Annotated in this window: 12 protein-coding genes and 1 pseudogene; 7 read left to right on the top strand and 6 right to left on the bottom strand. The window is 69.4% G+C overall.

Annotation, left to right across the window (positions count from 1 at the left end):
* Window positions 1-54 precede the first annotated feature (54 nt).
* Window positions 55-2284, top strand: a pseudogene (locus LTV02_RS23070) (hypothetical protein).
* 231 nt (window positions 2285-2515) lie between these two features.
* Here LTV02_RS23070 and LTV02_RS23065 read toward each other — a convergent pair.
* A complete protein-coding gene (locus LTV02_RS23065) occupies window positions 2516-3619 on the bottom strand; it encodes a baeRF11 domain-containing protein (protein ID WP_233033746.1) in 1104 nt (367 codons plus the stop codon).
* Window positions 3620-3732: 113 nt separating this feature from the next.
* On the bottom strand, window positions 3733-4044 hold the full coding sequence (locus LTV02_RS23060; protein ID WP_233033745.1) for a hypothetical protein: 312 nt from the start codon (window positions 4042-4044) through the stop codon (window positions 3733-3735).
* 191 nt (window positions 4045-4235) lie between these two features.
* On the opposite strand from LTV02_RS23060, the gene LTV02_RS23055 reads away from it, so the two are divergent.
* Window positions 4236-4754: a YbhB/YbcL family Raf kinase inhibitor-like protein gene (locus LTV02_RS23055; protein ID WP_233041672.1), complete on the top strand. Its 519-nt coding sequence runs from the start codon at window positions 4236-4238 to the stop codon at window positions 4752-4754.
* Between the two features lie 24 nt (window positions 4755-4778).
* Here LTV02_RS23055 and LTV02_RS23050 read toward each other — a convergent pair whose 3' ends face one another.
* Window positions 4779-5225: a MarR family winged helix-turn-helix transcriptional regulator gene (locus LTV02_RS23050; RefSeq protein WP_233033744.1), complete on the bottom strand. Its 447-nt coding sequence runs from the start codon at window positions 5223-5225 to the stop codon at window positions 4779-4781.
* A gap of 76 nt (window positions 5226-5301) precedes the next feature.
* Here LTV02_RS23050 and wrbA point away from each other — a divergent pair, with 76 nt between their 5' ends.
* Window positions 5302-5985 carry an NAD(P)H:quinone oxidoreductase gene (wrbA, locus tag LTV02_RS23045; protein WP_233033742.1) on the top strand — a complete coding sequence of 228 codons (684 nt, stop codon included), beginning with the start codon at window positions 5302-5304 and terminating at the stop codon, window positions 5983-5985.
* Window positions 5982-7424, top strand: a complete 1443-nt coding sequence (locus LTV02_RS23040; RefSeq protein WP_233033740.1) for an MFS transporter — start codon at window positions 5982-5984, stop codon at window positions 7422-7424. The genes wrbA and LTV02_RS23040 overlap by 4 nt, the downstream gene beginning before the upstream one ends.
* Here LTV02_RS23040 and LTV02_RS23035 read toward each other — a convergent pair.
* The 3 genes from LTV02_RS23035 to LTV02_RS23025 form a co-directional block, all read right to left on the bottom strand.
* On the bottom strand, window positions 7389-8642 hold the full coding sequence (locus LTV02_RS23035; RefSeq protein ID WP_233033738.1) for a beta-lactamase family protein: 1254 nt from the start codon (window positions 8640-8642) through the stop codon (window positions 7389-7391). The genes LTV02_RS23040 and LTV02_RS23035 overlap by 36 nt on opposite strands.
* 42 nt (window positions 8643-8684) lie before the next feature.
* Entirely contained in the window at window positions 8685-9185 is a 501-nt protein-coding gene (locus LTV02_RS23030) for a CGNR zinc finger domain-containing protein (protein WP_067710492.1), read from the bottom strand.
* A gap of 200 nt (window positions 9186-9385) precedes the next feature.
* On the bottom strand, window positions 9386-9739 hold the full coding sequence (locus LTV02_RS23025) for a YybH family protein (protein WP_233033736.1): 354 nt from the start codon (window positions 9737-9739) through the stop codon (window positions 9386-9388).
* Between the two features lie 61 nt (window positions 9740-9800).
* On the opposite strand from LTV02_RS23025, the gene LTV02_RS23020 reads away from it, so the two are divergent.
* From LTV02_RS23020 to secY, 3 genes are all read left to right on the top strand, one after another.
* Entirely contained in the window at window positions 9801-10775 is a 975-nt protein-coding gene (locus LTV02_RS23020; RefSeq protein ID WP_233033734.1) for a helix-turn-helix transcriptional regulator, read from the top strand.
* Window positions 10776-10994: 219 nt separating this feature from the next.
* Window positions 10995-11435: a hypothetical protein gene (locus LTV02_RS23015; RefSeq protein ID WP_233033732.1), complete on the top strand. Its 441-nt coding sequence runs from the start codon at window positions 10995-10997 to the stop codon at window positions 11433-11435.
* Window positions 11436-11568: 133 nt separating this feature from the next.
* Entirely contained in the window at window positions 11569-12888 is a 1320-nt protein-coding gene (gene secY, locus LTV02_RS23010) for a preprotein translocase subunit SecY (RefSeq protein ID WP_233033730.1), read from the top strand.
* The last annotated feature ends 5 nt before the right edge of the window (window positions 12889-12893 follow it).

Below are 12893 nucleotides of genomic sequence, written 5' to 3'. Positions count from 1 at the left end.
GCCTACAGTTCGCCGCTCGTGAGTACAAGTGCGACACGCGAATCGAGCACACGGATTCGGATCTGGGGAGCGGTCGCCGCACTCGGGGTAATCGCCGGTTATGCGGTAGTTCTGCTGGCCGACGCCCGCCATTTCTACACCGACGACACCGAGGCGCAATACGCCCCCATGTGGGTGGCCCTGGGTGAACAATTGCGCGCGGGCCGCTTTCCGGCACTGCTGCCGTGGGAATGGATGGCGGGCAATTACACCCTGGAGGAAGCGGGGCTCTACAACCCGCCCCAGCTGCTGGTCTATCTGCTCGCGCCGTCGATGGACAATCTCGCGGTCTACGCCACCGTGGTGAAACTGATCTTCTCGATCATCGCGGCGCTGGGCGTCTTCCGGATCTGCCTGGCCTACGGCGCGCGGGCCCCGTGGGCGGCGGTGGCGGGCGTGGCGTTCCCGCTCAGCGGCTGGTTCCTGTTCTTCGACGAGGCCAGCTGGTTCACCTCGCACACCGGGACGGCGTGGCTGCTGCACGCCTGGGCCTCGGCGGTGCTCTACGCGCGCGGGCGGCGCGGGCCGATCCCGCTGCTGATCTTCCTGTACCTGGCGCTCACCATCCAATACGCCTTTCCCGCGGTCGAATCCGCGCTGATGATCGTCGCGGTGCTGGCCGGGGAGTACATCTATCAAAGGCAGTGGCGGCCGGTGCTGCGGCTGGTCCTGGCCTCCGGCTTCGCGGTGCTGACGGCGCTGGCGGCCAATCTCAACGGCTTCCTGTCCTCACAGGTGACCTGGCGCGGCAATGCCCGCATCCACAATGATCCGTTCCTGACGGTGCCGTGGTCGGAATCGCTCAATGCCAGCCTGCCCAGCACCACACCGGCTTTCACCGCCTGGTGGGGTCATGTGCAGCCGCTGCCCATGGTCTATATCGCCTGGTTCCTGATTCCGGCGCTGGCCTTCATCGACTGGCGGGCGGCGCTGCATTCGGCGCGCGAGCTGGCCGGGCCGGGGCTGTTCGCGGTGGCCGTGCTGATGTGGACGGCCGGTCCGGGCGCGATCGGGCCGCTGCGCTGGCCGGCGCGGGTGCTGCCCATGCTGGCCATCGTGCTGCTGGTGCTGGTGTGCGTATTGCTCAGCCGCCACGGCGTTTTCGCGTCCTCGCGCCGGCGGAACCTGGCCGCCGGCAGTCTGATCGGCCTGCTGTTCATCCGATCGGTGTCGGCCGCGCCGGATATCGCGGTGCGGCACGTGCTGGCGGTGGCCGCGGTGGCGGGGCTCGGGTTCGCGGCGCTGTGGCTGGCGCGCAATCGCGGGGTGGCGGTGGCGTGCGGGCTGATCATCGCCGCCATGTTCCCCATCGCCTACGCGCAGGTGCGCAGTGCGCCGTCCACGCCGCTGTCCTACAACTTCCCGGAACGGCGTTCGGAGATGGCCGCCGCCTTCCCCGATTTCCCCGGCGTCACTTTGCAACTCGCGGACCGGGCGGTGCTGACCCCGGAGGATCGCGATATCAGCGCCGCCTACGGCTCGCTGGCCATCGGCAACTACGGCAAGGCGCTCGGGCTGCGGTACGTGAACGCCTACACCCCGGTCGGGCACGCCGCCTTCGCCCGCCGGACTGCTGTGCATGGCCTGGGACGGCAGCACCTGCCCGGACGCCTTCCGCAAGGCGTTCGCCGTCGAATCCTCCACGGGGCGAACCATTGTCGACCTGATGCGGGTGGACCGGGTGGTGCTGCACCGTGCCCAGTACCCGGACGCGGGCGAGCGCCCGGCTCCCGAGGGCTGGGAGTGGGCGTCCTATCCGGGCCATGAGCGCTACATCTGGGTGCTGGAGCGGACCGGCGGCATCGTGTCGGCGGACAACAATCTGATCGCGCACACCGCACAGGTGCTCGCCACGCCGGTCGCCACCGACGGCACGGACGCCGTCACCCGGGTCACCTCCGGCGCCGGCGGACGGCTGGTGTTCGCCCGGCTGGCCTGGCCCGGCTATCGAATCACGCTGGACGGTCGGGAGATTCCGCACACCACGGTGGCCGGCACCTTCCTCGCCGTCGATATTCCGGCGGGCACCCGCGATGCCGAACTCGAGCTCACCTGGACGCAGCCCGGCCTGTACGCCGGGCTGGGCACGGCCGCCGCCGGGCTCACCGGAATCGGCCTGCTGCACTGGGTGTATCGGCGTTCACAGCACCGGCGACCCGGGTGGACCGGGCCGGAAATGGTGCACGACGGCAATATCCGGGAACCGGCGATGAATTCGCTCGACGTAGCGGCGCAGCTGAGTTAGTTCGGCATTCAGCGATTGCCGGGCTTCGGGGGAGGGCGCGGTCTGCATCCGGCGGAGCAGTGCGGCGATTTGTTTCTCGAGTTCGCCCAGGAACACTCGGGCCTGAGCCGACTCGGGATCTTCGTTCTCATCGGGATCGTCGAATCCCCTGTACTGCATAGGGCCGAAGTATTCCACGCCCGGCCGGTCCGGCCGGGCGAATCGGATGGTGATCGGCCGAATTCGTTACGGCTAGGGCGCGTAACGCAGAATTGCCGCCGCCGGACCGCCCTCGGGTATGTCCTCGGCGCGCACGGCGAGCACCCGGCCGCCGGAAAGCAGTGTGCGTCGCGCGATCTCGTCCAGTACGCCCGGTGCATCCCCGTTCGCGCCGGTGACCTGGGTGATCGAACCGTCGTCGGCCAGCCCGCCCGGCACCGCGGCGTCGATATCCACGAACAGCGCGTGCACGATGCCGTAGGTGGCGGCGCGCGCGATATCGGACAGCTCGATCACGCCCCGGCCGTCACTGCGGCGCTGTTCGAATTCACCACGCAGCTCGGCCAATTCGGCGGCGTAATGCTTGTCCAGCAGGGCGCGCGATTGATCGGCCAGCTCCGCGTCTGACAATCGCTCGGGATTGCCGGAAATGCCTTCGTCCAGCAGCTGCGGATAGGTGTTCACCGAGCGGAACAACGAGGCGGTGGGTTCGGTGGCGGCCAGAATCAAGGGAATGTCCAAGCCCGTCAATACACTTCGTAAAGCCTGATCCACCGCGCGGCAGTATTGCCGCACCCGGACCTTACGGCCCTCGCTGCCCTGCAACCGCCCGTGCGGATTGCGGCCCAGCGGCGGAAGTTCCAGGTACGCCTGCATATTCGCGGGCAGGCCGGGCACCGGCGCGTCCTGGGCGGGCTGATCGGCGGTGATCTCCACCAGCCGGACCGCGTTCTCCGACAGCGCCAGCACGAATGCCGCCTGCGGGAAGGTGACGGTGCGCAGCAGCGGTTTGACGAGGAATTTCCCGCCCACCGTGGTGGCGGGTTCGAGCCGGTTCGGCACCCGGTAGGTGATCAGTTGCTCCGGGGTTGCGAATACGGCCAGCGTGCGGGACTGGAAGCGCCAGTAGTCCTCGTCCTCGAGCAGATCGGCGAACTCCTCGGCGAGTGCGGCGCGCGCCTCCTTGTCCTCGACGGCGTCCAGGGCCTGCTTCACCTGGTTCTCGACGGCCACCCGGTTCCGGTCCGGCGTGGGCGTATCGACCTCGGTCGGTGTGTAGACGGTGACGCACCAGGGGCCCGCCTGCCGGGCCAGGACCAGGATCTCGCTGTGCGTGGGGATATCGGTGTGCAGCATGCTTCGCCCTCCACGGAATCGGGTTCTCGGTGGGTGCAACGAGCGCTGAGGCTCACCGTACTCAGGGTAGCCAACCGATTGCCGACGCGCCCCCGCGCACAGCGGACCGGGTATCAGGCTTTGCGGTCCACCGCGGCCCAGGCGGTCAGCGCCACCACGCCGGACACCACGGCCACCGACGGCCACGCGCCGATCATCTTGGCCAGCGGGTGCGAGGCGCCCATCGCGCCGATCGACAGCCCGGTCAGCGCGGCCGCCCCGCCGGTCCCGACGGTCTGGCGCCACCGCGGCACCGACGCCGCCACACCGGCGCCGAAGACGACACCGCCCAGCTGACGCTTCTTGGTGGCCTGCGCGAGCGCGAAGCCGCCGGTGAGGCCGCCGGCCGCGAGCAGGGCGGTGGGAACCGAGGGAATCCGAGCCATATCCAACTACCTCCAACAGAAAACATGCGGGATTGCCCCATCCAGCATACGAATTCCGGCCGCCGCACCGACCCGGCCCGGATCCGCGGTTGTTCGCGCAGGTCTTGCTATGTTTCGGCACGCGGTGCCGACGCAGCCACCGGGATGCGCGGACGGTTGCGGTGCGGCGGAAACGGCCATCGAGAGGAGTTCTGGTGCGCGCTGATCCCTACGCCTATCTACCCGAGCTGCCCAGCTTCGCCCTGACTTCCGACGACATCGCCGACGACGGCGCCCTGCGCCTGGATCAGGCCGCGGCCGCGGTCGGCGGCCTGGACATCTCGCCGCAGCTGTCCTGGTCCGGATTCCCGGACGACACCCAGAGTTTCACGGTCACCATGTATGCCCCGGACGCGCCCACGGTGTCCGGCTTCTGGCACTGGTGCGTGGCGAACATCCCGCCCGACGTGACCTCGCTGCCCACCGGCGCGGGCGACGGCTCCGCGCTCCCGCCCGGCGCGGTCACCCTGCGCGCCGACGCCGGGATCGCGCAGTACACCGGCGCCGCCCCGTCGCCGAACACCGGCCCGCACCGCTACTACTTCGCGGTGCACGCGGTCGGCGTCGACACCCTCGGCGTGGACGAGTTCACCAGCGGCGCGGTGCTCGGCTTCAACCTCTTCGCCACCGCGCTCGCCCGGGCCGTCATCGTCGGAACCTACGGCGGCTGAACGGCTTCCGCGCCGTGCGGGCGATCACTGCGCCCGCGGCCGCCGGTTGTCGACATTGGCGGTCAGGGTGGCGAGCAGGCCGGGCAGTCCGGCGACGGTCGCGGGGGACAGGCCCGTCACGGTCTCCTGCGCGAGCTCGCGCCAGATCCGCTTGACCCGATCGACCAGATCCCTGCCGCTGTCGGTGAGTTCGACGACGGTCGCGCGTTTGTCGCCCGGTGCGGGGGTGCGGCGAATGTGGCCGGAGGCTTCCAGTTTGCGGGTCATCAGGGTGACGCTGGGCGGCTCACAGCCCAGGGCATCGCTCAGTTGCGCCTGGATGCGCGGGCCGGTGCGGGCCAGTTCGAGCAGTAGCGCCTCCTGTCCCGGATGCAGGCCGAGCGGGGCCAGCAGCGCGGCGGCCCGGGCGCGGTGGCGCAGGGTCAGCAGGCGAATGGCCTGGTTGAGGGCATCGACTTGCTCGAAGTCCACGGGCGCTCCTTGACAGGTTTTAGTTACGTGCATAACAGTTATGTGCGTAACTAATTCTATACCGAGGGAGCCGCACATGGCCGTGAAGGTCGCCGTCATCTACTACAGCGCCACCGGCGGGGTGCACGAACTCGCGCGAGCCGTGGCCGAGGGGGCCGCCGCGGCCGGGGCCCGGGTGCGATTGCGGCGAGTGGCCGAACTCGCGCCCGACCGTGCGATCGATCAGAATCCGCTGTGGCGCAAGCACATCGATGCCACCGCGGACGTACCCGAGGCGAACCTCGAGGATCTGGCGTGGGCCGACGCGTTCGCCTTCGGCACGCCGACCCGGTTCGGGGCGCCCGCCGCGCAGCTCAAGCAATTCATCGACCAGGCCGGGGGCCTCTGGCGGGAGGGGCGGCTCGCGGACAAGCCGGTGACCGCGTTCACCTCCGCGTTCAACCGGCACGGCGGGAGTGAGGCGACGCTGCTGTCGCTCGGAAATGTCTTCTACCACTGGGGATCTCTGATTGTTCCGCCGGGTTTCACCGATCCGTCGGTGTCCGAGGCGGGCGGAAACCCGTACGGCACTTCGCATGTGAGCGGTCCGGCCGGAGCGGGGCCGGACGCGGCGACGCTGGCGGCGGCCGCCTATCAGGGGCGGCGGTTGGCCGAGATCACCATCCGGCTGCTGGGATCGGAGCGCGTCGACGCGGAGGCCGGCGATTTCGCGGGTGATGGTGACGCCCGGCTCGCCGATGCCGGAGTGGTGAAATCATGAACGGGAACATAGCGGGGGAAGCTTTGGGCGGCACCGCGATCCGGCAGGCGGGACCCCGTGCCGCCGGGCTGGTGCTGGCGCTGGTCTGTGCCTGCCAGTTCATGGTGATCCTGGATTCGTCCATTGTGAACGTCGCATTGCCTTCGGTGCAGCGCGATCTCGGGTTCAGTGCGTCCGGGCTGGCGTGGGTGGTGAACGGGTATCTGCTCACCTTCGCGGGATTCATGCTGCTGGGCGGCCGGGCCGCGGATCTGTTCGGGCAGCGGCGCATGCTGATCTCGGGCCTGCTGGTGTTCTCCGCCGCCAGCCTGGCCGGGGGATTGGCGACCGGTCCGGAGTTGCTGGTGGCGGCCCGGGTGGTGCAGGGCGCGGGTGCTGCGCTGCTGGCTCCGGCGACGCTGGCGGTGATCAATACCGGTTTTGCCGAACCGAATTCGCGGGCAAAGGCATTCGGCGCGTGGTCGGCGGCCGGGGGAGTGGGCGGGATGGCCGGGGCCGTCGCGGGCGGGGCCATCACCACCGGCTTGTCGTGGCGGTGGGTGTTCCTGATCAATGTGCCGATCGGTGCGGCGCTCATTGCGCTCGCCGTGCTCGCGCTGAGTGAGAACCGCACGGGGGCAAGGGAATCGCTCGATGTGCTGGGGGCGGTCACCGGAACGTCCGGCCTGGCCGCGCTGATCTACGGGGTGATGGGCAGCGCCGAACACGGCTGGGACGCCGCCGAGGTGCTTTGGCCGATCGCGGCCGGTGTGCTGCTGCTGGCCGTGTTCGTGGTCGTGCAGGCGCGCTTCGCGTCCCGGCCGATGATGCCCCTGCGGCTCTTCGGCGTCCGGCGCGTGGTCCTGGGCAATGCGATGCTGCTGCTCTTCGGGTTCATCGCCATCGCCATGTGGTACTTCACCTCGCTGTTCCTGCAGAATGCGCTGGGCTACAGCGCCCTTCGCGCCGGACTCGGGCAGACGCCCGCCGCGGTCACCTTCCTGCTCGTCGCACGCTCGGCCGCCGCTCGGCTGCCCAGTCTCGGCGCTCGCCCCCTGCTGCTCGCCGGCGGTGCCGGCTTCCTGTTCGGGTTCGGCTGGCTCGCCCGGGCGCACGCGGACACCGGCTATCTCACCGGATTCCTCGTTCCCACGCTGCTGATCGCGATCGGTATCGGCGTCACCTTCCCGACCCTGATGGCCACCGCGACCGCCGATGCGCCCGTGGGCGACGCGGGCATTGTGGGCGGTCTCGCCAATACGGCCGCGCAGGCGGGCGGATCGATCGGCCTGGCCGTGCTCGCGGCCGTCGCGGGTCCGGTGACCGGGCAGCACGCCGAGGCCACCGGCTACGACCGAGTCTTCCTGGTGGCGGCCGGAATCGGCGTGCTCATCGCCGCGACCGGCCTGCTGCTGCCCGGCCGCTCACAGGTCGAAGACGCGGTCGGCGGGGTCGAGTAGGCCGACCGCCGCCGAGATCCGCGCGCACAACCGCCACGGCCGGTCACTGTCGGTGGTGGCCTTACCGCTGGTGAGGATCGCCCCCGACAAGCCGCGCGCCGGATCGGCCCAGCCGTACTGGGTGGTCAAACCGCTACGGCCGAAATGCGTTTCGGTATGGCGGCCGAACTTGGACCGCCGCGCCCCGAGCTCGTACCCCGCCCGGCTGACCCGTCCGGCCGCCCCCGGAATCCGGTTCGCGGGCCGCACCGCCGCCCGCAGCGTCTCGGGCCGCATGATCCGCACACCGTCCAATTCCCCACCGCGCGCGAGGATTTCGTAGAATCGCGACAATTCCTGCGCGGTGGTCACCAGATTCCCGGAGGGCAGTTCCGCGGTCAGGAAAGCCCGCGTCGCCGATTCGGAAACCGCCCCGCCCATTCCGCCGCCGAGCGCCCGCTTGGCGAGATAACTCCACACCCGCGACGGCCCCGCCCCGACCTTGACGCTCGGCACCACCAGATCGACGTCCTCGTCCCGCACGCCGAAGTTGTTCCACCGGAACCCCAACGGCCGCAACACCTGTTCACTCAAATGCTCCCGCATCGGCTTCCCGGTGGCGCGCTGCACCAGCAGCCGCTGAATCAGCCCGCTGGTCAGCGCGTGATAAACCCGGAACCGCCCCGGCCCCCAGCTCGGCTTCAGATCGGCCAGCGCCCGCACCGCCAGCTCCTCGTCCACCACCAGCTGATACCCCTTGTACGGCGGCGTCACGAACGGCACCCCCGCCGAATGCGACAGCACATCCCCGATGGTGATGCCCGCCTTGCCATTGGCCGCGAACTCCGGAATGTAATGGCAGACCGGATCTTCCAGCGCGAACGCCCCCTGCTCGATCAGCATGAACATGAGCGCCGCCGAAACCCCCTTGGCGGTGGAGAACCCGCAGAACGGCATCTCGGTGGTAACTGGCACCCGCTCCGCATCCGGCCCGTCCCCCGGCGCATTCCCCCACCCGTGCCCGATCGCCCGATTCAGCACCACCCTGCCATTACGCCGCAGACACACCTGAATAGCCGGCGTGGTCCCCAGCCGATACCAATCCCGCACCGCCTCCCACACCGACTCGATCGCGGCGGGATCCAGCCCGGCCGCAGCCGGATCGTCCTCATAGCCGGTAGCCGTCACCGCCTCCAGATCAGCGACGATCGGCACCAGGGCATCGGCAGGAGCAGCCATTCCGCCCAGGGTAGTGCCACCAAGTCCGCTTCCACCGCGATCTCAGGAGGCCGCGCGCTGCCGGTGCTGGGCCACGTGTACCCGGGTGGAGCAGCGGGTGGTGCAGAAGCGCCGCCGGCCGTTGCGTGAGGTGTCCACGAAGACGGTGTCGCAACCGGTGCGGGCGCAGCTGCCGATCCGGGCGGGGTCCTCGCAGAAGAGGGCGGCGAGGCCGAAGGCGGTGTACGCCTTCACTCTTTCGTCGATCGGTGCGGATTCGTCGGAGTAGTGCAGGTGTGGCGCGCGGCCGTCGTGGGTCGAAATGTAGGGCCGCCCGGCGGTTTTGGCGAGCAGGGCATTGAGGCGGTCGACGGTGGGATCGTGGAACACCGCGCCGAGTTCTCCGGCCCACCGCCGCAATTCGGCATCCTGCCGCGCGTCGATGGTCCCGATCGGCTTGTATCCGCACTCCGCGAGCAGCCGCGCGAGATCCTGTCCGGGTGCGGCGTTCACCAGCCGGGCGGCTAGTTCGGCGGCCACCCCGCCGTAAGGGTTGAAATGCACTGACTCATTACATCAGGGTGAAGTCATGTCCGCTACCTGCCCGGCTTGCTCTTGGCCCACTCCCGCCGTCGTCTCCACCCACGGCGCCATCCGCTACCTGCGCTGTGTCTGCGGCAAATGGCTGATCGCCGATGCGGACGGCGTGCTGGCGACCGCGGGCGCCGGCGGTTTCGCCGACGCCCGCGAAACCGGCGGTCCCGCTACGGCAGCAGGGCCGGCTGGTCCACGGCCCACAGCCAGGTCCCGTCCGGCTGGCGGCGGGCGATCTCCACGGTCACCTCGCCACTGGTCAGCGTGACCGCGGTGAGCGCCAGGTCGTCGCTGACCAGGGTCGGATGCTGCCGGCCGGGCACGAGCACCGGGGCGGCCGCCACGAACTGCTCGTATACCTTGCGGATCTCCGCGTGCCCGGTGGCCAGGCTGCCGGGCGGGAAGGCCAGCACGGCGTTCGGTTCGTACAGCGCCACCAGGCCGTCGACATCGCCGGCATTGGCGCGTTCGATGAAGAGCCCGGCCAGGTCGTCGGGGTGATTCGCAGCGGTCTTGTTCGTCATGAGCACCAGCCTTCCGGCTAATCACGACATCTTGTGTCAGGTATTCCGATAGACTTTTTTCATGCGCGCCGACCGGTTGGTCTCACTGGTTTTGCTGCTGCGCCGCCGCGGCCGGCTCTCCGCCCCCGAACTGGCCCGCGAGCTGGAGGTCTCCACCCGGACCGTGCTGCGCGATATCGAGGCGCTGTCCGCGGCCGGGGTCCCGGTCTACGCCGAACGCGGCCGGCACGGCGGCTTCGCCCTGCTGCCCGGCTTCCAGACCGAGCTCACCGGACTCAATCACGACGAGGCCCTCGCCCTGCTGGTCGCCGGATCACGCCGGGGCGCACAGGCTTTCGGCCTCGGTTCGGCCCTCGCCTCCGGTATGCGCAAGGTGGTCGACGCGCTGCCGGAGGGCCATCGCGACACCGCGACCGATGCCGCCGAGCGCTTGCTCATCGACCCGGAGACCGACCTGCTCGCCCGCCGGGTGCACCCCGAGGAAGGCTCCGGCGCGGTGGTGGCGCAGGTGCGCCGCGCCGTCTTCGCCGGGCACAAACTGCGCATCCACTACGCGGCCGTGGATCAGGACCCGCGCTGGCGCACGGTCGACCCGATCGGCCTGGTCACCGTCCGCGACCACGTCTACCTGCTGGCGATCCGCGCGGGCGAGGACCGCACCTACCGGCTGTCGCGGGTGCTGGCCGCCGAGGAACTGCCCGAACCCGCCGACCGCCCCGACCGCGTCGACCTGGGCCGCGCCTGGCAGGAACGCAGCAACCGTTTCCGGACCGGCGGCGACCAGGTCAGCGTGCTGATCCGGTTGCACCCGGCGCGCCGCGAGGAATTGCTCGGCACCGCGCTGACCATCCGGAATGAGACTTCCGACACGGACGGCCGGCTGCGAATCGAGGCCGCGTTCCAGGATCGGCGGCACGCGGAATGGGCGTTGTGGCAGCTCGCCACCGACGCGGAAGCCCTTGCCCCGCAATGGTTACGCGACAACCTGCGCGACCGCGCCGCGGAGCTGGCCACCCGCTACGGAATGTCACCTTGACCATTGCCGGATCCACGCGGTGTCATGGGGCGGGAGAACTGGGGGAGAATGTGGTCGTGAGTTATGCAATCAGCGAGAAATTCGGGGACCGGATCGGAAGATCGGCGGTCGTAGTGCGGACGGGTGCCGCGGCACTCGCCGGCGGCTAGTTCGATGTCCGATCGGGAAACACCGGGACGCGGATCCTTACCGGGACCCGGTGGCAACAGGTTCGATGCGGTGGAGCGGCTGCGCCGGAAGCTGGAGGCTTTCAAGCCCGCCGAGACCGCGACGCCCGAAACGGGAGACGATTCGAAGGTCATCCGGCTGCCGCGCCGCCCCCGGCGCGCCTCCGAGGAAGTCGGCGAGCCGCCGCAGCGGCCGTGGCTGCGCGAAGGCGGTTCGGCCTACGACCCCGCGCCGACCCGGCCGGTGACCCGCCAGGAACTGCAACGCGAGACCGGCTGGTGGCCGGTCGACCCCGGCCGCGCGGGCCATCCCGCGCCGGAATCCGAGCCGGGCGCGGCCGAACACGACGGCAGCGTGATCGATCTCGGCGCCTTGCGCCGCAAGCGAGCCGGTGAGGACGCCCCGGCTCCGGGCAATCGGCGGCGGGTGCGCCCGCGCCGGATCGACAATGGCGAGGGCGCCGACGGCGGCCAGGACGACGATCGCGACTGATCGCTCCCTCCATCGGGGGAGGCCGAAATCCGCCTCGTGACCGACGCCGGGCCCGGTCGCGCTCCGTAGCGTCGAAGACCTCGGGCCGGACCGACAATCGCTGTCCGCCAATGTCATTCGACTGGAGGACGCGGTGCTTTCCGCCTTCGTACCGGCTCTGCGCACCCCGGATCTCCGGCGGAAGATCCTCTGCACACTCGGGCTGCTGGCGTTGTATCGCCTCGGTGCGGCGCTACCGTCGCCGGGGGTGAACTACGCCAAGGTGCGCGCGTGCGCCGAACTCGCCTCGGGCGGATCGTCGGCGGGGATCTATCAATTGATCGATCTGTTCTCCGGCGGCGCCATGCTGCAACTGTCGGTCTTCGCGATCGGCATCATGCCCTACATCACCGCGAGCATCATCACCCAATTGCTGGCCGTGGTGATCCCGCGCTTCGAGGAGCTGCGCAAGGAAGGCCAGGCGGGACAGGCCAAGATCACCCAGTACACCCGCTACCTGGCGATGGCGCTGGCGGTGCTGCAGGGCACGACCCTGGTGGCGCTGGCCGCGCGTAAACAGCTCTTCCGCGGCTGTGCCGAGCGGATCCTCTCCGACGATTCGATTTTCGGGATGGTCGTCATCGTGCTGGTCATGACCGCGGGCGCGGCGCTGGTCATGTGGTTCGGCGAACTGATCTCCGAGCGCGGGGTGGGCAACGGCATGTCGCTGCTCATCTTCGCCGGTATCGCGGCGCGAATTCCCAGTCAGGGCAAGGCGATTCTGGACAGCCACGGCGGGCTGACCTTCGCCGCGATCTGTGCTGCGGTGCTGCTGATCGTGATCGGTGTCGTGTATTTCGAGCAGGGCCAGCGGCGGATTCCGGTGCAGTACGCCAAGCGCGTGGTGGGGCGGAAGCTGTACGGGGGTTCCTCGACCTATCTGCCGTTGAAGGTGAATCAGGCCGGGGTCATCCCGGTGATCTTCGCGTCCTCGCTGCTGTATCTGCCGAATCTGCTGGCGCAGCTGACCCAGCGGAGTTCGGGCGATCCGGCGGCGTGGCAGGAGTTCATCGCGAAATATCTGGTCGATCCGGCCAACCCGGTCTATGTCGCGGTGTACTTCGGCTGCATCGTCTTCTTCACGTACTTCTATGTCGCGATCACGTTCAACCCCGAGGAGCGCGCGGACGAGATGAAGAAGTTCGGTGGATTCATTCCGGGCTATCGGCCGGGCCGGCCGACCGTCGACTACCTGAACTATGTGCTCAGCCGGATCACCCTGCCGGGCTCGCTCTACCTCGGTGCGGTCGCCGTCCTGCCGACCCTGCTGCTGGCCGCCGGCGGTTCCGGCCCGGCCCGCAATCTCGCGTTCGGCGGCACGTCGGTGCTGATCGTGGTGAGCGTCGGTCTCGACACCATGAAGCAGGTCGAGAGCCAATTGCTGAATACCAACTATGCGGGATTCCTCCGCTGAAGCAG

Origin of the sequence: Nocardia yamanashiensis, from assembly GCF_021183565.1 — a bacterium.
Lineage (GTDB): Bacteria > Actinomycetota > Actinomycetes > Mycobacteriales > Mycobacteriaceae > Nocardia > Nocardia yamanashiensis.
The sequence above is the reverse complement of the archived record's forward strand: the minus strand, read 5'-3'. Positions and strand labels throughout refer to the sequence as shown.